The sequence below is a fragment of the Streptomyces sp. NPDC001373 genome (assembly GCF_042895815.1).
Classification (GTDB): Bacteria; Actinomycetota; Actinomycetes; order Streptomycetales; family Streptomycetaceae; genus Streptomyces.
The window spans coordinates 139,043-163,552 of sequence record NZ_JBIAWQ010000007.1; the positions used below are offsets into that span (position 1 = coordinate 139,043).

At 75.8% G+C, this 24,510-nt stretch carries 18 protein-coding genes; 9 read left to right on the forward strand and 9 right to left on the reverse strand.

What is annotated here, in order from left to right:
- The first annotated feature begins 115 nt into the window (after positions 1 to 115).
- Both lnt and ACFY15_RS18210 read left to right on the forward strand, forming a co-directional pair.
- Positions 116 to 1,759 carry an apolipoprotein N-acyltransferase gene (gene lnt, locus ACFY15_RS18205; protein ID WP_390686603.1) on the forward strand — a complete coding sequence of 548 codons (1,644 nt, stop codon included), beginning with the start codon at positions 116 to 118 and terminating at the stop codon, positions 1,757 to 1,759.
- 9 nt (positions 1,760 to 1,768) lie between these two features.
- On the forward strand, positions 1,769 to 2,260 hold the full coding sequence (locus ACFY15_RS18210; RefSeq protein WP_390686602.1) for an NUDIX domain-containing protein: 492 nt from the start codon (positions 1,769 to 1,771) through the stop codon (positions 2,258 to 2,260).
- Here the strand turns inward: ACFY15_RS18210 and ACFY15_RS18215 are convergent.
- Positions 2,257 to 3,045, reverse strand: coding sequence for a trypsin-like serine peptidase (locus ACFY15_RS18215; protein WP_390686601.1), 789 nt, complete (start codon positions 3,043 to 3,045; stop codon positions 2,257 to 2,259). The genes ACFY15_RS18210 and ACFY15_RS18215 overlap by 4 nt on opposite strands.
- A gap of 257 nt (positions 3,046 to 3,302) precedes the next feature.
- Here ACFY15_RS18215 and ACFY15_RS18220 point away from each other — a divergent pair, with 257 nt between their 5' ends.
- Positions 3,303 to 4,589, forward strand: a complete 1,287-nt coding sequence (locus ACFY15_RS18220; RefSeq protein ID WP_390686600.1) for an ATP-binding protein — start codon at positions 3,303 to 3,305, stop codon at positions 4,587 to 4,589.
- Between the two features lie 59 nt (positions 4,590 to 4,648).
- Here ACFY15_RS18220 and ACFY15_RS18225 read toward each other — a convergent pair whose 3' ends face one another.
- The 5 genes from ACFY15_RS18225 to ACFY15_RS18245 all read right to left on the reverse strand — a co-directional run bounded on the left by ACFY15_RS18225 (position 4,649) and on the right by ACFY15_RS18245 (position 9,975).
- Complete coding sequence (locus tag ACFY15_RS18225) at positions 4,649 to 5,251, reverse strand: hypothetical protein (RefSeq protein WP_390686599.1); 603 nt, start codon at positions 5,249 to 5,251, stop codon at positions 4,649 to 4,651.
- Entirely contained in the window at positions 5,248 to 6,876 is a 1,629-nt protein-coding gene (locus tag ACFY15_RS18230) for a serine/threonine-protein kinase (RefSeq protein WP_390686598.1), read from the reverse strand. Before ACFY15_RS18230 ends, ACFY15_RS18225 begins: the two co-directional genes overlap by 4 nt.
- 203 nt (positions 6,877 to 7,079) lie before the next feature.
- Positions 7,080 to 8,333 (reverse strand): Tm-1-like ATP-binding domain-containing protein, encoded by a 1,254-nt coding sequence (locus ACFY15_RS18235; protein ID WP_390686597.1) that lies wholly within the window; start codon positions 8,331 to 8,333, stop codon positions 7,080 to 7,082.
- Positions 8,334 to 8,381: 48 nt separating this feature from the next.
- Positions 8,382 to 8,873 carry an NUDIX domain-containing protein gene (locus ACFY15_RS18240; RefSeq protein ID WP_390825788.1) on the reverse strand — a complete coding sequence of 164 codons (492 nt, stop codon included), beginning with the start codon at positions 8,871 to 8,873 and terminating at the stop codon, positions 8,382 to 8,384.
- Positions 8,874 to 8,943: 70 nt separating this feature from the next.
- Complete coding sequence (locus ACFY15_RS18245; RefSeq protein ID WP_390686595.1) at positions 8,944 to 9,975, reverse strand: cation diffusion facilitator family transporter; 1,032 nt, start codon at positions 9,973 to 9,975, stop codon at positions 8,944 to 8,946.
- Between the two features lie 151 nt (positions 9,976 to 10,126).
- Here ACFY15_RS18245 and ACFY15_RS18250 point away from each other — a divergent pair, with 151 nt between their 5' ends.
- The 3 genes from ACFY15_RS18250 to ACFY15_RS18260 are packed head-to-tail and all read left to right on the forward strand — an operon-like array spanning position 10,127 to position 14,156.
- On the forward strand, positions 10,127 to 12,508 hold the full coding sequence (locus tag ACFY15_RS18250; protein ID WP_390825789.1) for an FHA domain-containing protein: 2,382 nt from the start codon (positions 10,127 to 10,129) through the stop codon (positions 12,506 to 12,508).
- The gene (locus tag ACFY15_RS18255) at positions 12,505 to 13,149 is read left to right on the forward strand and encodes a hypothetical protein (protein WP_390686593.1); all 645 of its coding nucleotides are present in this window, start codon (positions 12,505 to 12,507) and stop codon (positions 13,147 to 13,149) included. Before ACFY15_RS18250 ends, ACFY15_RS18255 begins: the two co-directional genes overlap by 4 nt.
- A complete protein-coding gene (locus tag ACFY15_RS18260) occupies positions 13,149 to 14,156 on the forward strand; it encodes a serine/threonine-protein kinase (protein WP_390686592.1) in 1,008 nt (335 codons plus the stop codon). Before ACFY15_RS18255 ends, ACFY15_RS18260 begins: the two co-directional genes overlap by 1 nt.
- Positions 14,157 to 14,180: 24 nt before the next feature.
- Here ACFY15_RS18260 and ACFY15_RS18265 read toward each other — a convergent pair whose 3' ends face one another.
- On the reverse strand, positions 14,181 to 15,464 hold the full coding sequence (locus ACFY15_RS18265; RefSeq protein ID WP_390686591.1) for a streptophobe family protein: 1,284 nt from the start codon (positions 15,462 to 15,464) through the stop codon (positions 14,181 to 14,183).
- Positions 15,465 to 15,587: 123 nt separating this feature from the next.
- Between ACFY15_RS18265 and ACFY15_RS18270 the strand changes: the two genes are divergently transcribed.
- The gene (locus ACFY15_RS18270; protein ID WP_390825790.1) at positions 15,588 to 16,892 is read left to right on the forward strand and encodes a DUF6777 domain-containing protein; all 1,305 of its coding nucleotides are present in this window, start codon (positions 15,588 to 15,590) and stop codon (positions 16,890 to 16,892) included.
- Positions 16,893 to 16,896: 4 nt separating this feature from the next.
- Here the strand turns inward: ACFY15_RS18270 and ACFY15_RS18275 are convergent, their stop codons facing one another.
- Positions 16,897 to 17,370 (reverse strand): hypothetical protein, encoded by a 474-nt coding sequence (locus ACFY15_RS18275; protein WP_390686589.1) that lies wholly within the window; start codon positions 17,368 to 17,370, stop codon positions 16,897 to 16,899.
- A gap of 117 nt (positions 17,371 to 17,487) precedes the next feature.
- Here ACFY15_RS18275 and ACFY15_RS18280 point away from each other — a divergent pair, with 117 nt between their 5' ends.
- A complete protein-coding gene (locus ACFY15_RS18280) occupies positions 17,488 to 19,560 on the forward strand; it encodes a SpoIIE family protein phosphatase (RefSeq protein WP_390825791.1) in 2,073 nt (690 codons plus the stop codon).
- A 153-nt stretch (positions 19,561 to 19,713) separates the two neighbouring features.
- Positions 19,714 to 22,482, forward strand: a complete 2,769-nt coding sequence (locus ACFY15_RS18285; RefSeq protein WP_390825792.1) for a phosphodiester glycosidase family protein — start codon at positions 19,714 to 19,716, stop codon at positions 22,480 to 22,482.
- Here ACFY15_RS18285 and ACFY15_RS18290 read toward each other — a convergent pair.
- Positions 22,463 to 24,403, reverse strand: a complete 1,941-nt coding sequence (locus ACFY15_RS18290) for an ABC transporter permease (RefSeq protein WP_390686586.1) — start codon at positions 24,401 to 24,403, stop codon at positions 22,463 to 22,465. The two genes, ACFY15_RS18285 and ACFY15_RS18290, sit on opposite strands and share 20 nt — an antisense overlap.
- Between the last annotated feature and the right edge of the window lie 107 nt (positions 24,404 to 24,510).

Consider the following 24,510-nt stretch of genomic DNA (forward strand, 5'->3'; position numbering starts at 1 on the left):
GGAGCCGGAGCCGGAGCCCCCGCCGGGCTGGAGCCGGAGGCCCGGGTCGGGGACGGGTGTCCGGCGGGGTGCCGCCTTACCAGCCCTTGGCACACGGCCACGTACACTCCGCCAGATGAGCAGCAGTGTCACCCGGGCCGCCGAGAGCGAGCCCTCGCAGCCCGCCGGAACAGCCGTAGCGGGCGCCCCACGCGCAACCGACGCCGACGTCGCCGCGGGCTCCCCGGGCGCGGGCGGGCGCTGGGCCTCCCGGCTGGCCCGCCCCGTCCTGGCCGCGCTCGCCGGGACGCTGCTCTACCTCAGCTTCCCGCCCCGCCCCCTGTGGTGGCTGGCCCCCTTCGCCCTCGCCCTGCTCGCCGGCTGCCTGTACGGCCGCCGCGCCCGGGCCGGCTTCGGGCTCGGCTTCCTCTTCGGGCTCGGCTACCTGCTGCCGCTGCTCGTCTGGACCAGCGAGGGCGTCGGCCCGGTGCCGTGGCTGGCCCTCGTCACCCTGGAGTCGCTCCTCATCGGCCTCGCCGGCCTGGGCATCGCCCTCGTCAGCCGGCTGCCCGCCGCGCCCGTGTGGTCGGCCGCCGTCTGGGTCGCGGTCGAGGCCCTGCGCGCCCGGGCCCCCTTCGGCGGCTTCTCCTGGGGCCGGCTCGCCTACGGGCAGGCCGATGGGATCCTCGTACCGCTCGCCGCCGCCGGCGGGACCCCGCTGCTCTCCTTCGCCGTCGCCCTGTGCGGATTCGGCCTGTACGGGGCCGCGCGCACCGCCCGCCGACAGCCGACCCGCACCGCCGCAGCCCTCGCCGCCCTCACCGTCGCCGCCCCCGTCGGCGCGGCCCTCGCGGCCCGCCCGCTGGTCTCCGACGCCGCCGAGGACGGCACGGCCGTCGCCGCCGTCATCCAGGGCAACGTGCCCCGCGCGGGCTTCGACTTCAACGCCCAGCGCCGCCAGGTCCTCGACAACCACGCGAACCGCACCCTCCAGCTCGCCGACGACGTCAAGGCCGGCCGGGTCCCGAAGCCCGACTTCGTGCTGTGGCCGGAGAACTCCTCCGACATCGACCCCTTCACCCAGCCCGACGCCCACGCCGTCATCGACAACGCCGTCCGGACCATCGGCGCGCCCACCGCAATCGGTTCGGTCCTCGAACCCGAGACCGGCCCGCTGCGCAACACCATGATCCTGTGGGACCCGGTCAAGGGCCCGGTCGACACCTACGACAAGCGCAAGATCCAGCCCTTCGGCGAACGCATCCCGATGCGCTCCTTCGTGCGGCTCTTCAGCTCCGACGTCGACCGGGTCCGCCGCGACTTCGGCCCCGGCAAGGAACCCGGCGTCTTCGACATGGCCGGCAGCGGCGTCGGCATGGTCACCTGCTACGAGGCCGCCTTCGACGACGCCGTGCGCTCCACCGTCCAGGCCGGCGCCCAGGTCATCGCCGTCCCCAGCAACAACGCCACCTTCGGCCGGACCGAGATGACCTACCAGCAGCTGGCCATGGACCGGATCCGCGCCGTCGAGCACAGCCGCAGCGTCCTCGTCCCCGTCACCAGCGGCGTCAGCGCGGTCATCCGGCCCGACGGCACGATCGTCTCGCAGACGAAGATGTTCACGGCCGACGCCCTCGTCGCCGAGATCCCGCTGCGCTCCACCACGACACCGGCCACCCGCCTCGGCCCGCTGCCCGAGTACGCGCTGGTCCTGGTCGCCGCCGGCGGTATCGCCACCGTCCTCGTCCGCCGGATCCGGGCTCGCCGCACCACCCCGTAGGGTCGGCGCATGAGCACACCCGAGTTCATCCGCGAGATCCGGGCCGCCGGCGCCGGCCACCTGCTCCTCCTGCTGCCCGGTGTCACCGCTGTCGTCTTCGACGACGAGGGACGGGTGCTCCTCGGGCGGCGGGCCGACACCGGCCGCTGGTCGGTCGTCGGCGGGATAGCCGAGCCCGGGGAACAGCCCGCCGAGACGGCCGTGCGCGAGGTGTACGAGGAGACGGCGGTGCGGTGCGTCCCCGAGCGGGTCGTCCTGGTCCAGATGCTCGAACCGGTCACCTATGCCAACGGCGACGTCTGCCAGTACCAGGACATCACCTTCCGCTGCCGGGCCACCGGCGGCGAGGCCCGCGCGGCCGACGGGGAGCTGCTGGAGGTGGCCTGGTTCGCCCCGGACGCCCTGCCGCCGCTGGAACCCTTCGCCCTGAACCGGATCCACCGCTCCCTCGGCGAGGAGCCGACCTGGTTCGAGCCCCCGCAGCCCCCGCAGACCGCCTAACGGGCCACCCCCGCCGCCTCGCAGTACAGGGCCATCGCCCGGTCGCCCACCACCGCGCTGTACGAGACCTCCGGAACGTCGCCGCCGGCCTGGTACCCGCCGAGGACCCCGGCCAGCGCGCCGCCCGCCAGCCAGGGGCTGCCGCTGGTGCCGCCGCTCAGGTCGGGGCAGTCGATCCGGCGCTGGGTCGGCGAGAACAGGTTCGTCGCGTTGGAGCAGCGCAGCGGGGCGTCCAGGACGCTCGGATACCCCAGCACGGTCACCGTCACGTCGGCGGGCTGCGCGGCCGCCACCGGGAAGGCGCCGACCACGTCCTCCACGGCCCGGGTCTCCCCGGCGTCGGCGGGCGCGACCTTCGCGAAGGCGATGTCGTCGTCGGGGTCCTGGCCGTCCGTCCAGCCCGGGGCCACGTACACGCGGGTCAGCCGCCACAGCCCGTACGGGGCCGCGCCGTCCCGGTAGCCGGGGGCGAAGACCGTGGTGTCCGGGTGGTCCAGGCAGTGCGCGGCGGTGGCGATCAGGTCGTGGCCGAGGCTGCGCACCACGGAAGCGGTGCAGAAGTGCCCGCCGTCGAGCCCGCCCGCGAACAGCGCCCCGATCCGCCCCGCCTCCGCGTCGGCCGGGGCCCCCTCGGTCACCCCGAGCGGGGACGCCGCCCCGGCCTGCGGCAGGTCCAGGCCGAGCAGGGCGCCCATCGCGGTCACCGCGAGCAGGATCCGTGACGCCCGCCGGGCACGGGCGCGGGGGCGGCCGGCGGCCTTGCGGGGGAGGATGCGTTGGATCATGCAACAGAGCCTCCCCGGGGAAACTGTGGCCCCGGCACGGAATTCCGTATGAATCAGCTGTGAATGCCGGGGCCCGCGCGGAGCTGTCGGAAGCCATGAACGGGCCCGCCTCCCCGGGGCGGGAGTTCGGCGGAACGCACCGGTCTATGGACGCCGCGGACGGTTTCCGCACCCGCTGTTGTGCACGGCGGTGCGTGAGCGCCGGGCCCGCCCGCCCCTAGCCTCGCCGCAAGAGCACGAACGAGGGGCGGTACCCGGTGAACTGGCTCATCCACGACTACCGCGAGGGCGATCTCCCGGCGGTGGTCCATCTGATCGACACGACGGCCGAACTCGGCCAGGAGTCGGTCTTCTCGCTCGCCGAGTGCATCAGCGCGCTGACCGACCGGCAGCCCTGCGTGGTCGCCGTCCACCAGGGCGTCCCCATCGGCGCGGCCCTCGCCTGCGTGAGCGGGGAGCGGGCCTGGGTGATGCGCATCGCGATCGCCGCCGGATGGCGCGGGCGCGGCCTGGCCAGCGCCCTGCTGGTCGAGCTGGAGCGCCGTCTGATGGCCGCCCGCGTGGGGCGGATCGCGTACGTCCTGCCCGAGGAGGACCTGCTCGGCGAGGGCCTCCTCAACGCCGGCTACACCCGCCAGCCCGCCGTCGCCTACTTCGAGAAGACCGAGCCGCTGCACGGGCCGGCGGCCGCACTCCTCGACGACCTCGGCGGCCGGTTCCTGCCGAACGACCTGTGGGCCGAGGTCGCCGGCATGGAGAAGGAGAAGGAACTCATCGAGCGCCGCGTGGTGCTCCCGCTGGCCGAACCCGAGCGGGCCGCCGCGCACGGGGTGCGCCCGCCGCGCGCCATCACCCTCTTCGGCCCGCCCGGCACCGGCAAGACCACGTTCGCCCGGGCCATCGCCTCCCGGCTGGGCTGGCCCTTCGTGGAGCTGCTGCCCTCCCGGCTGGCCGACGGCGGGAACCTGGCAGCGGCCCTGCGCCACGCCTTCGCCCGGATCGCCGAGCTGGAACGGGTGCTGGTCTTCATCGACGAGGTCGAGGAGATCGCCCCCGTGCGCACCGAGCCGGCGCAGTCCGGCGGCGCCCACGGCGTGACCAACGAACTGCTCAAACTGATACCCGGCTTCCGGGAGGGCGACGAGCGGCTGCTGGTCTGTGCGACGAACTCCATCCGCTCCCTCGACCCGGCCTTCCTGAGGCCCGGCCGCTTCGACTACCTGATCCCGATCGGCACCCCGGACGCCGGGGCCCGGGCCGCGATCTGGTCCCGCTACACGGCCGGGCGCGCCGACGTCGACGTGACGGCCCTGGTGGCGGCGACCGAGCTGTTCACCCCGGCCGACATCGAGCACGCGGCGCGGATCGCGGCGCAGGTCTCCTTCGAGCGGGACCTGGAGGCCGCCGGCGTGCGCGGCGCGGCGGCCCAGCCCGGCGCGACCACGGCCGACTACCTGGCGGCCGTCGCCCAGTGCAGGCCGACGGTGACCCCCGCGATGACCGGGGAGTTCCAGGCCGACATCACCGCCCACGCGCGGTTCTGAGACTCCCTCCCCCGGTTGCGGCGGGGGAGGGGAACGCGAAACGGCCCCCCGGACCCAAGCTAGCGCGGGCAGTTGTAGGTGAACTCCGTCGCCGCCGTCCGCAGGGTGGGGGAGAGCAGCTGGAGTTCCGCCCGGGCCGGGTAGGTGCCCGTGCCCTTGAAGGTCCACATCAGGTGGAGGGTCGCCTCCGTGCGGCCGCTGGGAACCCGTTCCGTGAGCTCCTCCGACCGGGTGCCGTCGCTGCGCACCCAGCGGTACGTCAGGGTCCCGGGGCGCCCGTCGGTCCGTACGGAGGCCACCACGTCGGCCGCCGCGTCACAGCCCGGCCCCTGCGGCGCGGTGCTCACCGCCACCCCGCGCACCTGGACGGCCGGCCCGAACCGCTGCCAGCCCAGGTACGCGAGCACCCCGGCCAGCACCACGGCCGCGAGGGTGTACCTCCGCCAGCCGCCGCCCCGCCGCCGGGGCGGCGCGGGAGCCGGCGCCGGCCCCACGGGGAAGGACGCCGGCAGGGCCGCCGTCACCCCGGGGCCGAAGCGCAGCACGGCGCCCTCGACCCGGTCGGGAGCGGCGTCCGCCGGGGGCGGCGGGCCGCTGAACCAGTGGCTGCCGAGGACGGTGGCGCTGTAGTCCTCGTCCTGCGGGGCGTGCGGATCGCTCATCGGGGGGGCTCCAGGTCCGTGCAGCGCACCAGCGGCTGGGAGTCGGAGGCCGCGCCGTCGGCCGCGGCGGGATGGGTGGTGACCCGGACGCCGGCGTAGCAGCCGCGGCCGCGCGGGAAGGTGTGGGACCGGACGACGGTGGTGGGCGCTCCGGCCGGGACCACGACCGTGTCGGTGCCGTCGGGGACCGCGTGGACGCCTTGTGCGTCCCCCAGGAACCACTGCAGGACGACGGTCACCGGCCCGCTGCCCCGGGTCGCGAAAGAGACGGTGGCGTCCGCCCGGTACACCCCGGGCCTCAGGGAGACGCCCAGCCCGGTCACCTGGAGTGTGGGCGTGGGCGTGGGCGTGGGCGTCGGGGTGGGCGGCCAGCCGGTCGTCGGGGTCGGGCTCCAGGAGGGGCTGGTGCCGGTGGAGGGCCAGGCCGTGGGCGTGGGCGACGGCGAGGCCGTCGGGCTCGGGCTGCCCGGGGGCGACGGGGAGGGTGTGGGAGAAGCCGTCGGGGAGGCCGTGGGGGAGGGCCCCGGCGTCGGCGGGCCGGCCGTCGGGGTGGACCCGGGCGCGGCCGGGCTCGTGGTGGCGAAGTCGCTCAGCGCCGAGGGCGACGGCGGGGTGCCGGCCGCGTCCGTCGTGAACACCAGCACCGCGCCCAGCACCAGAGCCAGCCCGGTCGCGAACCAGCCCCCGCGCCCCGGGGCCCAGCCCGAGCCGATGGAGGTGGTGGCCACCGCGGTGGTGCCCGCCGCCGCGTCGCCCGCCGACGGGAACAGCAGCGGCAGCAGCGCGGCCAGCGCGGCCAGCTTCTGCTGCCCGCGCTCCTCCCACTGCGGCCCGTACGCGGCCACCGCCACGGCCTCCAGCTCCGCGACGAAGGCCTCGGCGTTCTCCGGCCGCTGCTCCGGCCGCTTGGCCAGGCCCCGCCGGATCAGGGGGCGTACCGGCTCGGGGGCCTCGGTCTCCGGCACCGGCGCCTCGATGTGCTGGACGGCGAGTTCGGCGAAGTTCGCGCCGTCGTAGGGCTTGCGGCCGGTCAGGCACTCGAAGAAGGTCGCGGTGGCCGCGTACACGTCGGCCGTCGGCGAGGCCGGCTGCCCCTGCCACTGCTCGGGGGCCATGTAGGCGGGCGTTCCCGCCACCCCGGGGGTGGTGCCGCGGTTCGCGGCGATCCCGAAGTCGACCAGCTTGGACGAACCGTCCGCCGCCACCAGCACGTTCTCCGGCTTGTAGTCGCGGTGGACGACGCCCGCCCGGTGAGCGGCGGCCAGTCCGAGCAGGGAGCCCTTGAGGACCACCAGCGCGGCCTCGGCGTCCGTCCGCCCCGACTCCCGCAGCACCGAGCGCAGGGAGACCCCGTCGATGAGTTCCATGACGATGGCGGCCCCGTCCGGCGCCTCGACGTACTCGTAGAACTGCGTCACGTACGCGGAGACCAGGCCGCCCAGCAGCCGGGCCTCGGCCCGGAACTCCCCTGCGAAGGCCGGGTCCTCGCGCATTCGGTCGCTGAGGTACTTCACGGCGACCGCCGTGCCGGTGCCGTCGTGGACCGCGAGCACGACCCGGCCGCTGCCGCCCGAGCCGAGCTCGCGGACCTCGGTGTACCCGGGTACCGTCCAGCCGTTGCTCATCCCCGCCCCCCTCCGTGGCGTCACCGGCTCCACCCAGAGCCGGACCGGTCGGTTCCGACCGGCCACACGCATGGACACCATTGAGCCACGGCCGGTTCCCGACTACTCCTCCCGTCCGGTCCTCGGACGGACATACGGTCAACAGAGGTCGGGAAACGGCCGCGAAGCGGTCATGAACCGGCCGGAACGCGACCGTTGGGGAGTCAGGCCGCGGCCGACACCGCGCCGATCATGGCGTGCAGCCGGTCCGCCGCCGCCCGCCCGAAGGCGGGGTCGTTGATGTGGGTGTCGTAGTCGTAGAGCCGCGCGGCACTGCCCCGCAGGCCCTCGCGCAGCGCCGAGAACAGCGCCCCGTCCGCGTCCGGGTCGTGGTACGGGCCCCCCGGCGCGCCCAGCGTGGACAGCCCGCGCAGCGGTACGCAGACCGCCGTCGGCCCGGTCGCCGCCCGCAGCTTGGAGGCCACCCGCCGCCCGAGCTCCGCGCACTCGGACTGCGTCGTGCGGACCACCGTGATCGAGGGGCTGTGCACCCGCACCCGCCGGTAGCGGGCGCGCTCCGGCAGGGTCTCCAGCGGCCCGAACTTCACCAGGTCCAGGGCCCCCAGACTCACCACCTGGGGGATCCCGGCCCGCCCGGCCGCGCTGAGACGGTCGGGGCCGGCGGTGAGGACGCCCTCGCACAGGTCGTCGGCGAGCTCGCTGAGGGTCAGGTCCAGCACGCCCGCGAAGACGCCCTGGCCGGCCAGTTTCTCCAGGGTGCGCCCGCCCGTACCGCTGGAGTGGAAGACCAGCACCTCGTAGCCGAGCTCGGTCAGCCGCTCCCGGGCGGCGTCCACGCCGGCCGTGGTCACCCCCGCCATGCTGGCGGCCACCAGCGGCCGCGCTCCCGCGCCGAGCCGGGCCGGGCGGCTGCGGTCCAGGGCGGAGCGGGCGAAGCCCTTGGCCATCCCGGCGACCGCCTCCGCCGCGTTGGCCAGCACCGGTGCGGAGACGCTGTTGATCCCCGCGATGTCCACCACGCTGTACATCATGGTGATGTCCGAGGAGCCCACGTACGGGGACACGTCCCCCGAGGCCATGGACGACACCATCACCTTCGGCACGCCGAGCGGCAGGGCCCGCATCGCCCGGGTGGCGATGGAGGTGCCCCCGCTGCCGCCGATGGCGAGCACCCCGTGCAGCCGGCCCTCGGCGTGGAGCCTCAGGAGGGCCGCCTCCGCGCCCCTGGCCATCGCGGTCAGGGCCGGGCCCCGGTCGGCCGTGCGTAATCGAGGGAGTTCGGTTCCCGCGGCCCGCGCCACTTCCTCGCGCGGTATGTCCGCGGGGACCCCGGGTTCTCCCAGGATCCCCGCGTCGACCAGTACCACCTCGACGCCGGCGCGCAGCAGCCTCTCGCGCAGCCAGCCGTACTCGACACCCTTGGTGTCCAGGGTTCCCACCAGCGCGACGTTCGTCATCTGTGCAATGTCCACGCAGGTGGCGTTTGCTGGCAAGTAAAGGTCAGGTCAATCCACCAGCAGTGCCAGGAGCCGCTCCAGGAACGGCACCTGAGAGGCGATCAGCTTGGTCCGGGCCAGCGGGGGGCTGAACCAGGCCACCCGGTCCAGCTCGGGGAACTCGCTCTCGGTCCCGGAGTGCGGCGGCCACTCCATGGTGAAGGTCCCCGGCACCATCAGCGCGGGGTCGAGCTCGCCCTCCACCGCCCAGATGGTCACCAGCTTCCCGCTGCTCAGCCTGACCTCGCCCAGCGGCAGGTACTCGCCCTCCGGCGGCGGCAGGCCCAGCTCCTCGGTGAACTCGCGGCGGGCCGCGTCGCGCGGGGTCTCGTCCGGCCCGTACTCGCCCTTGGGGATCGCCCAGCCCCCGGCGTCCCGGCCCGCCCACAGGGGGCCGCCCATGTGGCCGAGCAGCACCTCCACCCCGCCGTCCCCGCCGCCCCGGCCCCTGCGGAACAGCAGGAGGCCGGCGCTCCGCTTGTACCTCTTCGGCTGCGTCACGGTCCCATACATGCCCCGCCCCGGCCCCGATCAGTGATCGGAACCGGGGCGGGGGCCGGTACGGGGGACCTCAGTGCTCGTGGGGGCCCTGGCGGTGGACCGGGCCGTGCGCGTCCGCGCAGTGCGGGTCGGCGGCGTCCGGCCCCTCGCCCGCCCGGCCGACCGAGAGCAGCTCGTCCTGGGCGTGGTCCACCTGGAGGGTGGTGTGGGTGATCCCGTACTCCTTCGCCAGCAGCGCCTCCAGATCGCGCCGCACGGCGTGGCAGTCGCCCTCCTCCTCCACGAGCACGTGCGCCGACAGCGCCGCCTGCCCCGAGGTGATCGTCCAGATGTGCAGGTCGTGGACCTCCGTCACCGGCGGGTGCACGACGAGCCGGTCGCCGACCGCGTCCGGGTCCAGGTGTGCCGGAGCGGCCTCCAGGAAGATCCGGCCGGACTCGCGCACCAGCCCGTACCCGGCCTTCACCATCAGGACCACCACCACCAGCGAGGCGATCGCGTCGGCCTGCACGAAACCGGTGGTGAGCACGATCAGACCGGCCACGGCCGTCCCGATGAACGCGAACAGGTCGTTGAGGATGTGCTGGTAGGCGCCCTCCACCGCGAGCGAGGAGCGGTTCGCCCGTGAGATGCACCAGGCCGCGGCCACGTTCACGACGATCCCGGCCAGCGCCGTCACCAGCACCAGCCCGCCCTCCACCGGCGGCGGGTCGAGCAGCCGCCGCACGGCCTCGTACGCCAGCCAGACCGCCAGCAGCAGCAGGGTCAGGCCGTTGGCCTGGGCGGAGAGTATCTCCGCGCGCTTGAGCCCGAACGTGAACCCGCCGCGCGCCGGGCGCGCCGCCAGCCGCATCGCGATCAGCGCGAGGACGATGGAGACGGCGTCCGTCAGCATGTGCGCGGCGTCGGAGATCAGGGCCAGCGAATGGGCCACCACGCCGACGACCACCTCGACGGCCATGAAGCCGCCGATCAGGGCGAGCGCGATCGCCAGCCAGCGGCGGTCGGCGTCCGGGTCCACGCCGTGGCTGTGCCCCGCGTGGCCGTGCCCGTGGCCGTGGGAGTGATCGTGGTCGTGGTCGTGGCTGTCGCGCCCGGTCATGGCGTCCCCCGTCTGTTCGGTTCCGACGCGTGAAGTGAAGCGCACCCCGGCGCAGAGGGCAAAGGCTGCAACGGGCACCGTTGTCATTACCCATAAGACCCGCTTGACCTGCGCTTATGCCAGGACGGACGGATCGTGCGAAAATCTGGTCATGGTCCAGCGCCCCGGTGTGCCGACCGCGCCCGCACTCGTCCTGGAAACCGCCCGAGGCTCCACGGAGATGAGCCCCGGCAGGACCTACCACGTCGGACGCGACCCCCTCTGCGAGATCTGCCTCGACGACGCCCGCGTCTCCTGGCACCACGCCGTCCTGCGGCCCGACGGGGACCACTGGACGGTCGAGGACGAGAACAGCACCAACGGAACCTGGGCCCCCGACGGCCACCGCGTCCGCGTGGAGAGCGTCGGCCCCGGCACCGAGCTGCGCTTCGGCAACGCCGTCGACGGCCCCCGTGTCCTGCTCGTCGGCCGCACGCCGCCCCCCTCCCCCGCGGGCCGCCCCTCCTCCGTCACCAACCCGGCCATGACCGGCACCTTCCGGCGCCCCACCAGCGTCCGGCAGCTGCCCGCCCGGACCGCCCTGCGCATCGGCCGGGACCCCGCCGCCAACGACCTCGTCATCGACAACCTCGTCGTCTCCCGCCGGCACGCCGAGCTGCGTGCCCTCGCCGACGGCACGTACGAGATCGTCGACCTCGGCAGCCACAACGGCACCTACCTCAACGGCGCCCCCGTCAACCGGGCCGTGATCGCCGAGGGCGACATCGTCGGCATCGGCCACTCGGCTTTCTGCCTCGTCGGCGACCAGCTCCAGGAGTACACCGACACCGGCGAGGTCTCCCTCGACGTCCAGGACCTCGCGGTCACCGTCGACCACGGCCGCAAGACCCTCATGGAGGGCGTCAGCTTCCCCGTGGGCGCCAAATGCCTGCTCGCCGTCGTGGGCCCCAGCGGCGCCGGCAAGTCCACCCTCCTCGGCGCGCTCACGGGCCTGCGCCCCGCCGACACCGGCAGTGTCCTCTACGACGGCCGCGACCTCTACCGCGACTACGCCGAGCTGCGCCGCCGCATCGGCCTCGTCCCCCAGGACGACATCCTGCACGCCCAGCTCACCGTCCGCCGCGCCCTCGTGTACGCCGCCGAACTGCGCTTCCCGCAGGACACCAGCCGGGCCGAACGCGAGGCCCGCGTCGACGAGGTGATCCGCGAACTCGGCCTCGTCCAGCGGGCCGACCAGCCCATCCACAGCCTCTCCGGCGGCCAGCGCAAGCGGGTCTCCGTCGCCCTCGAACTGCTCACCAAGCCCTCGCTGCTCTTCCTCGACGAACCCACCTCCGGCCTCGACCCCGGCATGGACCGCTCGGTGATGAACATGCTGCGCAGCCTCGCCGACGACGGCCGCACCGTCATCGTCGTCACCCACAGCGTGCTCAGCCTCGACGTCTGCGACCGGCTGCTGTTCCTGGCCCCCGGAGGGCGCGTCGCCTACTTCGGCCCGCCCCAGGAGGCCCTCGGCTTCTTCGGGTTCGCGGAGTGGCCCGAGGCCTTCGAGGTCTTCGAGAACGACCGGGAGCGCGACTGGGCGGGGGCCTTCCGGGGCTCGCCCGAGCACCGGCGCTACGTCGATCTCACCGCCCGCGGGCCCGGGCCCGCGGCGGAGGCCGCACGGAGGGCCGCGGCCGCCCCGCCGGCGCCGCCGCCCAAGGCGCAGAGCTGGGGCGCCCAGCTGTCCACCCTGGTCCGCCGCTACGCCGCCGTGCTCGGCGCCGACCGCACCTTCCTCGTCATCATGGTCGCGCTGCCGTTCATGATGGGCGTCATGGCGCGCGCGCTCGCGGGGAGCACCCTCACCGCCGAGACCGTACTCAACGCCCTGCTCATCCTCACCATCGGCGGGGTGCTCACCGGAGCCGCCAACGCGGTCCGTGAACTGGTCAAGGAACGCGTCATCTATCAGCGGGAACGCGCCGTCGGGCTGTCCCGCACCGCCTATCTGATGTCGAAGGTGGTGGTGCTCGGCACCATCACCATCGCCCAGGCCGTCGTGCTGACCCTCATCGCCCTCGCCGGAGTGAACCTCAACGCCCCGCAGGGCAAGGGCGTGCTGATGCCTCCGCTGGTCGAGATCACCATCGCCGTCGCGCTGCTGTCCTTCACGGCCATGCTGCTCGGCCTGCTGATCTCCGCCCTGGTCCGCAAGGAGGAGGTCACCATGCCGCTGCTGGTCCTCCTCGCCATCGTGCAGGTCGTCTTCTGCGGCAGCCTGCTGAAGCTGTCCGGCGTCCCCTTCCTCGAACAGGTGGCGTGGCTGGCGCCCTCCCGGTGGGCGATGGGCGCGATGGGCGCCACCCTCCAACTCGGCAGGATCATGCCCGGCAAGATCACGCAGGACCCGCTCTTCCACCACGAGGCCGGGGTGTGGCTGTTCTGCATCGCCATGCTGATCGTCCAGGCCGTGGTCTTCGGCCTGGTGGTCGCCCGGCTGCTGCGCATGCAGGAGCCGGCCGTCATGAGGAAGCAGCCGCGGCGATGACCTTCCCCGACCCGATCCCGGAATTCCGCCCCACCCACGTCGTGCCGCAGGAGGGGCTGCCGGCCTGGGAGGCACCCGACGTGACCCGGCCGACCGCGCCCCTGGACCCGTTCCTGCCCGTGCAGCTGCTGTCCCGGCGCGGCGAGTGGACGGAGATCCTCTGCGCCAACGGCTGGTCCGCCTGGGTCGACGGACGGCTGCTGGTGGCGGTGCCGCAGCCGCCGCCCACGGCGGGCCGGTCCCTTGCGCGGACCGAGGACCCCGGGCCGCTGCTCGGACGCGCCGCCGAGGCCCTGGAACGCTACCGGAGCGCCGTGCGCGACCACGCCGGCGGCGGGACGGCCGGCGAGGACTTCGGGCGGGCCGTACGGGGAGTGCGGGTCGGGGTCGTGATCGACGGGGAGTCGGCGTGGCTCTACGACGAGACCTCCCGCCGGTGGATGTACGCCGACGGAAGCCGCCTGGCCACCTACGCGGTGGTCTCGGGTCCGGGCGCCTCGTCCGCGGCGGAGCCGGAGCGGGAGGCGGCCCCGGCGCCGCCGCCGGCGGAGGCCGCCACCGCGGCGGGTTCCCCCGTACCGCCCGAGCCGGGGCACGAGCCGACCCGCGTCGTCGACGCGCCCGGGGACGGTGGGCGCTGATGGGGGCCGCCGACTCCCTGGGCGGCCGGCCCTCCGGGCTGCTGGGCAAGAAGATCGCCGGATACCTGCTGGAGAGCGAGATCGGGCGCGGCGGGATGGCGGTCGTCTACCGGGCCCGCGATCTGCGGCTGGACCGGACGGTGGCGCTGAAGCTGCTGGCCCCCGAACTCGCCCGCAACGACACCTTCCGCAAGCGCTTCGCCCACGAGTCGAAGGCGGCGGCGGCCATCGACCACCCGCACATCGTGCCCGTCTTCGAGGCGGGGGAGACCGAGGGGCTCCTTTACATCGCCATGCGCTTCGTCGCCGGGCAGGACCTGCGGGCCCTGCTCGACCGGACGGGTCCGCTGCCGGTGGACACCGCCGCCCGGATCGCCGGCCAAGTGGCCTCCGCGCTCGACGCGGCCCACGACCACGACCTCGTCCACCGGGACGTCAAGCCCGGCAACATCCTCGTCGCGGACGGCACGGACAGCGAACACCCCGAGCACGTCTACCTGACGGACTTCGGACTGACGAAGAAGTCGCTGTCGCTGACCGGGTTCACCAGCGTCGGGCAGTTCGTCGGGACCCTGGACTACGTGGCGCCGGAGCAGATCGCCGGGAAGCCCGTGGACGGCCGCTGCGACGTGTACAGCCTGGGGTGCGTGGTGTACGAGATGCTCACCGGCGGGCCGCCCTTCCAGCGCGACGACGACATGGCCCTGCTGTGGGCCCACCAGTTCGACCCGCCGCCCGCGCCGTCCTCCCGGCGACCGTACCTGACGGCGGCGGTGGACGAGGTGCTGGCCCGGGCCCTGGCGAAGTCGCCGGAGGACCGCTGGGGGAGCTGCCTGGAGTTCACCGGGGCCCTGCGCCGGGCGGGAGCGGCCGCGGCCGCCGCTCCGGTGGCCGGCGCGGTCTCGGGAGCCGTGGCGGACGCCGGGGCGCTCGCGCAGGCCGCCGGACCGCAGCCCCCGCCTCCGCCGCCCCGGTGGGCGCTGCCGGTGTTCCGGGGCCGGGCCTGACGCCGGCGGTGGCCGGGGTTTGTGTCAGGGGGTCCGTTCTGTGTCAGGGGGTCCGGCGGGCGGGTCGGGTTCGTCCACGCGGCCGGGGTGGTGCAGGGGGCGGGCCAGGAGGGCGCCGAGGAAGCCGGCCGCCGCGCCCCAGAGCAGGCCGAGGCCGGTGTCGCGCCACAGCGAGGCGGTCAGCTCGACCGTGCCGCCGAGCCCGGAGTCGTCCCCGATGCCCAGCAGGGACAGCCCGAACCGGGCCTGGATCCGGCACAGCAGACAGACCGCCAGGGTGGCCAGCGCGAGCGCCACCGCCAGGTGCAGGGCGTGCTGCCAGGGCCGCACCCCCGCCGGGGAGCGCACGGCGGCCAGCACGCCCGTGGCGAGCAGGGCGGCGACGGCCACGGCGACCAGCCACCAGGCCCGGCCGTCGTGCTCGGCGAGCGAGGACACGTCGAGGGTGGACAGGTCGGGTCCGCGCAGCACCTGGTCCAACAGTTGAGGCACCGGCAGGCCGAAAGGGCCCTCGACGTGGCCCTGCCAGGCGCCTCCGAAGCCCAGGGTCAGGCCGATCCAGGCGAGGTTGGGCAGGCCGAGGAGGAGCACGGCCAGGGTTCGCGCGGCGTGCCCCTGGGTGGCGGCCGCCACCAGGCCGACCACCAGGCCGAGGACCACGTACCCGACGAGCAGTACGGCGGTGGCGAAGGCGGCCGGCCGCACCGCGGTGTGGAAGCGGAGCAGGCCGGCGGGCAGCGGCGCCCGGCGGGAGACGAGCAGCGCGATCAGCAACAGGCCCAGGATCCACAGCAGTCCGAACAGGAGGGTGGCGGGCAGGTCCGCCCGGAAGCCCACCGTCGGGCTGGAGCCGAGGAGGTTGCCCAGGTCCTCCAGCGGGGAGCCGCTGTCCAGCACGTGGAAGGTGTGGTCCGCGAGGAGGGCGAGGAGGGTGAGCAGGACCAGCCAGAGCAGCGCCGACCGCGCTCCCCGGGCGAGCAGTTCGCGGGGCCCGGCCACCGCGCGGTGGCGCAGCGGGCGCAGGAACAGGTATCCGGTGGTCAGCGCGCCGGCCAGGCTCACCGACAGCGGGAGCACCGACAGGCTCGCGTCGGCGCCCCCCAGCAGTCCGGCGTCGCCCGTGACGCCGATGTCGCCGCCGGCCGCCATCACGACGACGGCCGCGACCACATGGGGGAACGCGCCGCCCGGCAGATCGGCGGCCCCGGCGCAGGCGAGACCGGCCGCGGCCACCGCGGTCATCACCGCGAAGCCCGCCGCGACGGCGGCGAGGGCGTCACGCCACGCCTTCGGGGAGGTGCTGTTCACCCTGCAACCGTGGCATCCCCGGCTTGCGGCCACCACTCGGACCCCGCACACAATGGGCGGCAGGAGTGTCAGAAATACGGACAACTCCGGCTTTCTTCATTCGGTGCTTGGGAGGAAGGGCCCGTGACCACTCAGCCGTCCGGTGGGCAGCCGCCGCCGTTCTCCTCGCAACCGCCGGGGTCGTCGCAGCCGCCGCGGTCGGAGCGTCCCACAGGCCCCCCTTCCGGCCCCCTCTCGGGCGGGGACCGGGGGTCGACACCCCCGCCGCCCGCGCCTCCCGGAGGATCATCCGGCGGTGGCGGGGAGCCGCCCGGGCGGCCCTGGTGGCGGTCCGTGCCCCGGCTGGCCGCGGCGGCCGTGGCGGTGGCGGCCGTCGCCGCCCTGGCCGTGGTGCTGACCCGGCCCGGCGGGTCCTCCGGGCAGGCCGGGGGCGAGCTGTTCCTCCAGCCGGCCGCGGCCTCCGGGCCCGACCCCTTCACGGAGTCCACGGCCGCCCGGCAGGCCACCCCGCCGCCGCAGAGCGCGGCACCCAGCCCGGGCGCGGCCACGGCCACCGCCACGGCGAGGGCGGCCACCCGAAGCGTCAGCGGCTCCGCGCCCGGCCTCTACGGCGGCACGAAGGACGTAGCCAGCTGCGACGTGGAGAAGCAGATCGCGGCGCTGTCGGCGGACCCCGCCAAGAACGCCGCCTTCGCCGGCGCCCTGGGCATCGAAGCGGGCGCCGTGCCCGGCTACCTGCGCGGGCTCACCTCCGTACAACTGCGCCTGGACACCCGGGTCACCAACCACGGTTACAGCAACGGCGCCGCCTACCCCTTCCAGGCGGTGCTCCAGGCCGGCACGGCCGTGCTGGTGGACGACCGGGGGATGCCGAGAGTGCGCTGCGCCTGCGGCAACCCGCTGGGTCCGCCGGTGCCGCTGCAGGCCAACCCGAAGCGGTCCGGGGCGCCGTGGGGCGCGTACGAGCCGGCGAAGGTGGTGGCCGTGGCGCCGGCGGACACCATCGTGAGCGGCTTCGTCATCTACGACCACCAGTACCACCGCTGGCTCGAACGCGGGCGCGGGGCCGCCCCGAAGCCCGACAAGCCCGTCCCGCCCCCGCCGACGCCGACCCCGGTGCCCACCACCCCGCCCGCCTCGCCCTCGGCCCCCTCGCCGAAGCCGTCCCCGTCCGCCGCGACGGAGACCGCGACCCCGTCCGGGAGGGCGACCGCGACGGCGAAGCCCACGGGCCCGGCGACGGAGACCGCCAGCGCGGCCCCGTCGGCGGCCACTCCGCCGGCGCCCTCCGAGACCGCCACGGAGCCCTACCCGCCGGAGGACACCGGCACTCCCGCAGCCCCGCCCACCACGGCACCCGCCCCGCCGCCCACCAAGGCGCCCGCCCCCGCGGCCACGACGGCCAACCCTCCGGAGAACCCCTACTAGCGCATCAGGGCGCCCGGCCCCCCGCCCGCCGCGGCGGGGGGCCGGGCGGGTCGGCGCACACCGTCCCGGTCTCGTAGACGGTGCCGACGCCGTCCGGTTCGGGCAGCGCGGTCGGCGGCTCCGACGGGAGCGCGGAGGGCTCCTGCGCGGCCGGGGTGGCGACCTCCACCGCCGCGCAGTAGGCGGTGTCCGGGCGGATGCCCGCGTCCAGCCTTCTGACGACGGTCTTCCCCACGCCGGGGATCTCGTCGGCCAGGATCACCCGCAGCGTCTCCCCGCCGCCCTGGGGGCGCAGGACGAGGACGTTGCTCCTGTCATGGGGCTCGGTGTCGAGGAACGAGACCGTCACGTAGGGGGCGTTCAGCTTCAGGCTCACCAGTCTCGACATCGCCGACGAGGGCGTGGCGAGACCCACGGCCAGTCCGCACGCCAGCACCGACCCGACCGAGGCCCGGTACGCCCAGCTCAGGTGCCGCATGGGTGTTTCCCTTCGCAGACAGAGGGGACGATCCGATCGTCTGCCCGGGCACGGGCCCCGGCAAGGCGGGGAGCCGGGCACGCTGCCGGGCGCGGGGAAGGGTGAGACCCTGGCTGCATGGACCAGCGGGGACCTACCCCGGCGGTCGACTGGCCCGCGCGGCCCGAACTGAGCCTCGCGCTCAACCGCATGGGCACCTTCGACTGGGACCTCGACAGCGGCCACCTGCACCTGGACGCCACCGCCCTCGAGGTCCTCGACCTGCCCGCGGATCAGTTCGACGGAACCCCCGGCGGGCTGCGCACCCGGATCGTCCCCGGCGACGAGGCCCGTCTGGACCACCGCGTCCAGCAGGCGCTGCGCGACGGCCGCAGCCACTACGGCGCCTACTTCCGCACCTTCCGCCAGAACGGCGAGACCTCCTGGACCCACCTCCAGGGCCACGTCCTGCGCGACCGGGCCGGCCGCCCGTGCCGGATCATCGGGATCCTCCGCGACGCCGCCCAGGACCCGGCCGAGCCCGGCGCGGCGGGGGAGCGCGACGAGGGCCAGCGCCGGATGACCGGGGTCGTCGAGCGGACCGCCGCGATCCTCGCCCACGCCCGCACCGTCAACGACGTCACCGACATCCTCAAGGACCCCGAGAGCCTCGGCCATCTCGGCGCCGTCAGCGTCATGCTGGGCATCGTCGACGGCGGCCGGATCCACTTGGTCGCGGAGGGGAAGCTCGGCGCGTACGTCCCCGAGATCGAGTACACCCGCATCGACGCGCGGCTGCCGATGAGCCAGGCGGTGCGCACCCTCCAGGCGGTCTACCTCTCCTCACGGGAGGAGTTCCGGCGGCGCTACCCGGAGCTGTGGCCGTACATCGAGCCGCTGTCCGTCCGCAGCGGTGTCTACCTGCCCCTCATCGCCCAGGGCCGGCCCATCGGCGCGCTCGGGCTGCTCTACGCCCGCGACGGCGACTTCACCGCCGAGGAGCGTAACCTGCTGGTCGCGCTCGGCAGCGGCATCGCGCAGAGCCTCCAGCGGGCCATCCTCTTCGAGCAGGAGCACGACCTCGCCGAGGGCCTCCAGCGGGCCATGCTGCCGCGCCACATCCCGGAGGTGCCGGGCGCCCGGATCGCCGTACGGTACCGGGCGGCCCGGATCGGGCGGGACATCGGCGGCGACTGGTACGACGTCGTCCCGCTCGGCGGCGGCCGGGTCGGGGTGGTGATCGGCGACGTCGAGGGCCACGACACGGACGCGGCGGCCGTCATGGGCCAGCTGCGCATCGTGCTCCGCGCGTACGTCATGGAGGGCCACACCCCCGGGTCGGTGATGGCCCGGGCCTCCGCCTTCCTGCGCGACCTCGCCACCGAGCGCTTCGCCACCTGCACCTACGCCGAGGTGGACCTGAACACCGGGATGCTGCACCTGGTCCGGGCCGGCCACCTCGATCCGGTGGTCCGGCGCGGGGACGGCACTTGCCACCGCGTCCAGGTGGCGGGCGGGCTCCCGCTGGGACTGCCCCCGCGCGACCCGCCCGGCACCGGCTGCGGCTACCCCGTCACCAGCATGGAGCTGCACCCCGGGGACACCCTGCTGCTCTGCACCGACGGCCTGATCGAACGGCCCGGCGGGGACCTCGAGACCGGCCTGCGGGAGTTCATGGAAGCGGCCTGCCACGGCCCGGCCGACGTCGAGGAACTCGCCGACGTGCTGTGCGGCCTCGTCGGGGACGCGGGCGGCGGGGACGACATGGCCCTCCTCGTCCTGCGCCGCCGCGGCACCCCCGCCCCGCCCGACGGCGGCCCGCTGCGCCAGCACCTGGCCCCGGGGGACCCGGACGGCCCGGCCCTGGCCCGGCACCTGATCCGTGCGGCGGCCGCCGCCTGGGGCGCCCGCGAGCGGGCCGACGAGATCGAACTGGCCGCCGACGAGCTGATGACCAACGCCCTCGTGCACACCGACGGCGGAGGTCAGGTCGGCATGCGGCTGACCGCGCAGGGCCGGATCCGGATCGAGGTCGAGGACTCCAGCAGCGCCCTGCCGCGCCGCCGCGAGGCGGACGACTGGGCGGTGTCGGGCCGCGGCCTGATGCTGGTGGACCGCCTCGCGGACGGCTGGGGCGTGGAGCCCCGGGGGAGCGGGAAGTGCGTCTGGTGCGAGTTCACCGTCCCGGAGGCGGGGCACCCGGGAGGGTGAGGTCCGCCGGACAGGAGGCGGGCGGGCCCGCGGGGTGCCAGGAGCCGTCAGCGGCCGAACGGCGCCGCGGCGGGTGCGAACGGATGAACCCGCCGGTCCACGCGGTGCGGCTCCGGGCCGATGGTCGTACAGTATGGCGATCCTGCCGGGGTGATGAGCCTTCGTCCGCTGCTGCCCGCCCTGCTGAGCGCCGCCTTCCTGGCCCCTGTCCCCGCGTACGCCGCGGCCGGCGGCCCCGGCGAGGGCATCGAGACCGCCCGGACCGGCCGGCAGCTCGCCCCCGGGATCCGCCTGGAGTCGTACGACCGGCTGGAGGCCGACCGCTGGCTGCGGATCGACGAGCTGGTGGCCGACCTCGACCCGCGCGGCGGCGTACGCGCCGAGTACCTGGGCACCGGCGGCGCCGCCGGACCGGTCACCCTCGCCGAGGCCGTCGCACACCACCGCGCCGGGCCCGGACGGCGTGTGGTCGCCGCCGTCAACGGCGACTTCTTCGACATCCGCTCCACCGGCGCCCCCCTCGGCCCCGGCATCGGATCCGGCCGGCTCCTGCACTCCGCCTCACCCGGCCCCGGCGGCGGCGCGGCCGTCGGCTTCGGCCCGGACGGAGCCGGCCGCCTGCTGCGCCTGGGCCTCGACGGGACGGTGACCCTGCCCGGCGGGAAGACGCACCCCCTGGCCGGGTACAACGCCGCCAGGCCGCCCGCGGACGGCTTCGCCGCCTACACCGCCGACTGGAGCGGCAAGCAGCTCCCGGCCCTGGGGCCCGGGCCGGCCGTGGTGCTGCGCGACGGGCGGGTGGCCTCCACCGGCCCCGCCCCGGCGGCCCGGCCCGCCCCCGGCACCGTCCTGCTGACCGCCCGCGGCACCGCCCGGGCGGCCGCGCTCGCCGCGCTGCGCCCGGGTGACGCGGTGGACGTCACCGCCCGGCCACTGCCCGGGTCGGGGCCGGCCCCCGTGACGGCGATCGGCGGGCGGGGGACCCTGGTCGCCGCCGGAACCCCGGTCGGCCACGACGGCGAGGCCAACGACGCGGCCGCCCCGCGCACCGCCGTCGGGCTCTCACGGGACGGCCGGCGGCTGACCCTGGTCACCGTCGACGGCCGCCGGCGCGACAGCGGCGGGCTCACCCTCACCGGCCTCGGCGCGCTCATGCACCGGCTCGGCGCGTACGAGGCCCTCAACCTCGACGGCGGTGGCTCCTCCACCCTGCTCGCCACCCACCCCGGGGCGGGGGCCCCCACCCTGGAGAACTCGCCCTCCGACGGCCGGCCGCGCCCCGTGCCCAACGGCCTGGTCCTGACCGCCCCCGCGGGCCCCGGCACACCCGCCGGGTTCCGGGTCGAGCCCGCCGGAGGCGCCACCCGGCTCTTCCCGGGCCTGACCCGCACCCTCACCGCCACCGCCTACGACACCGCGCTCGCCCCGGCCGCCGCGACCCCGCGCTGGAGCGCCGACCGCGGCCGGATCGGCCCGGACGGCGTCTACCGCGCCGACCGCCCGGGCCCGGCCACGGTCCGGGCCTCGGCCGGAGAAGGGACCGGCGGGGGCGGAACGAAGGGCCCGGCCGGCGCAACGGCTCCGGGAGCGAAGGCGGATACGGGCGCGTCCGGCAACGGGGCGCCCGCGGGGACGGCCACGGGGGCTCCCGAGGGGGCCGTGCGGCTCGACGTGCTCGGGCCGCTCGCCGGGGTCCGGGCCGTCCCCGCCCGGATCGGCCTGGAAGGACGCGGGCAGAGCGCCGGGTTCAGCCTGCGCGGGTACGACGCCCAGGGCGCCGCCGCACCCGTCGAACCCCGGGACCTGACCCTGCGCTACGACCGCACCCGCTGGCGGGTCGCAGAGGACGGCCGGGGCGGCTTCACCGTCACGGCCCTCGTCGCCCAGGCCGCCGGGCGGCTGTCCGCCACCGTCAGGGCCACCGGCGCCACCGCCGAACTCGCCCTCGGCGCCGGCTCGGCCACCGCCCCCGTGGCCGGCTTCGAGGACGCGGCCGCCTGGACCGGACCCGGCGCCGCCCCCGCCGAAGGCCACCCGGGCCCGGGGCTGGCCATCGAGGCACGCGCCGGCGCCGCCGCGGTCCCGCCCCGCCAGGTCCCCGTACCGGAGTTGACCCGGGCCCTGTCCCTGTGGGTCGGCGGGGACGGTTCGGGGGCCCGGCCCGCCGTGGAGCTGGCCGGGGCCGACGGGGTGCCCGTGACCCTGCGCGGACCCGCCGTCGACTGGACCGGCTGGCGGGAGGTCCGGCTGCCGGTCCCGGCTACCGCCGAACAGCCCCTGCGCGTCACCCGCCTCTCGGCGGCCCCCGGGGCCCGCCCCGGCCGGCTGCTCCTGGACTCCCTGACCGCCACCGTCCCGCCCACCGGGCCCGCCGCCCCCGGCACCGCCCGGCCCGACCCGGTGGTGACGACCGCCGCCCGGGTCCGGGCACGGCCCTGGCGGTTCGCCGCGGGCGGGGAAGCGGCCGGGGACGGGGACGGTGCCGAACTGGTTCTGACCGGCGCGGAGAAGGCGCCCTTCCTGCACCGCGGGGTGCGCTTCCTCCCGCTCGACACCCGCCGCCGCACCCTCGACCGGGGCGCCGGACTGGCCCGGATGCGGGCCCTGCGCCAGGCCCTGGACACCGCCGCCCGGGAGCCGGGTACGGCCGCGCTGGCCGTCGTCCTGCCGTACACGCCGGACACCCTGGACGCCAAGGAGTCCGCCCTGCTGATGCTGCGCCTCGCGGAGTTCCGCCGCACGACCGGGAAGAGGGCGGCGGTCCTCACCCTCGGCGCGCCCCGCTTCGCCGCCGCACGGGACGAGGGGGTGCTGACCGTCGCGGCGCCCCGCGGCGGCCGGACCCTGTTCGGAGCAGACGCCTTCGCCGCGCCCGGCCGCGACTGGCTGTCGGTGGCACCGCCTACAGGCGTACGAGGGTGACCTCGGTGGCCTTCACACTCGTCCAGACCGCGGCGCCGTCGGCCACGCCCAGTTCGGCGGCCGCCTCCGGGGTGATCTCCGCGACCAGGTCGGGCGCCTCGGCCGAGCCGACGAGCACGCGCAGCCGGCTGCCGACCGCGGTGACCTCGCGCACGGTGCCGGGCCAGACGTTGCGGGGGCTGCCGCCGGGCCGTTCCCGGTGCACCGACACCGCCTCCGGGGCGATGATCGCGAGGGCCTGCGTCCCTTCCGGGAGGGCCTCGGCCACCACCAGCCGCCCGCCGCCCGCCAACGCGAGCCCCTCGGCGGAGGCCGTGCCCGGCCAGGCGTTGCGCCCCAGCATCCGGGCCACCCACGGCGAGCGCGGATGCCGGGTGACCTCGGAGGGCGGCGCGTCCTGGAGGGTCCGGCCGTCGGCCAGGACGAGGACCCGGTCGGCCAGCGACACCGCCTCGACGGGGTCGTGCGTGACGATCAGGCACACCCCGCCGAAGCCCGCGAGGTGGCTGCGCAGGGTGTGCCGCACGTGCGCCCGTGTCGTCTGGTCGAGGGCGGCGAGGGGTTCGTCGAGCAGCAGCAGCCGGGGGCGGGCGGCCAGTGCCCGGGCCAGGGCCACGCGCTGCGCCTGCCCGCCGGACAGCTGACCGGGCCGCCGCTGGGCGAGGTGTCCGACACCGAGCCGGTCCAGCCAGGCCTGCGCCTCCCGGCGGGCCTCGGCGCGCGGCACCCGGCGGGCGCGCAGTCCGTACGCGGTGTTGGCGAGGGCGCTGAGGTGCGGGAACAGTGCCCCGTCCTGCGGAACCCAGGCCACGTGGCGGCGGTGCGGGGGCAGGGCTGTGACGTCGGTGTCGCCGAGCCGCAGCTCGGCGTGCGCGCGGGGGGTCAGGCCGAGCAGGGCGCGCAGGAGCGTGGTCTTTCCGGCTCCGTTCTCGCCCACCACGGCGATGGTGGTGCCCGGATCGGCGTCGAGGGTCAGCCGGTTGAAGCCGGTGACCTCGGCGTGCAGGGGCCAGCGGCCGTCGTCGGCGGCGGCCGGCCCGGCGTCGTCCCACAGGCCTTCGTTCCGTTCGGCGGGGGGCTCCTCGGCGGCCGCGGGCAGGCTCCGGGGTGCCGTGCGGACGGCGGCCGGCGTGCCGGTCCAGCGGCCGCGCAGGGCGATGAGGACGCCCATGGCGATGGCGAGCAGCAGCAGCGACACCGAGGTGGCCGCCTCGGGGCGGTCCTGGAGCAGCAGGTAGACCTGGAGCGGCAGGGTCTGGGTGGTGCCGGGCAGGTTCCCGGCGAAGGTGATGGTCGCCCCGAACTCGCCCAGCGCACGCGCCCAGGTCAGGGCCGCGCCCGCGATCAGGCCGGGGGCCACCATGGGCAGCGTCACCGTGAAGAACACCCGGACCGGCGGGGCGCCGAGCGAGGCGGCGGTCTCCTCGTAGCTCTGCTTGAGCCCGCCGAGGGCCCCCTCCAGGCTGATCACCAGGAAGGGCATGGCGACGAAGGTGGCCGCGACGACGGCGCCCGAGGTGTGGAAGGGCAGCGTGATGCCGAAGGCGTCCTCCAGCCAGGGCCCGAGCAGCCCGCGCCGCCCGAAGCCCAGCAGCAGCGCGACACCGCCGACGGTCGGCGGCAGCACCATCGGCAGCAGCACCAGCGAGCGGACGAAGGCCTTGCCCTTGAACTCGACCCGGGCCAGCAGCCAGGCGAGCGGCACCCCGAGCAGCAGGGACAGGCCCAGCGCCCAGGCGGAGACCAGCAGCGACAGCCGCAGGGCCTCGACCACACCGGGGCTGGTGAGGTGTTCGGCGAGGTCGCCCCACTGGGTGCGGGTCAGGATGCCGATCAGCGGCAGGAGCAGGAACGCGACGGCGAGCAGCGCGGGGAGCGCCAGTGTCACGGGGGGCCGGGTACGGGTGCGGAGTCTGCTCATGGGGTTCCTGCTCGGGAGCTGCTGCGACGGGCGGGACGGGGGAGCGTGGGGAGCCTACGGCGGCGGGGCACCGCGTTCGGGGCATGGCGAAGGGGGCTGCCCGTCCC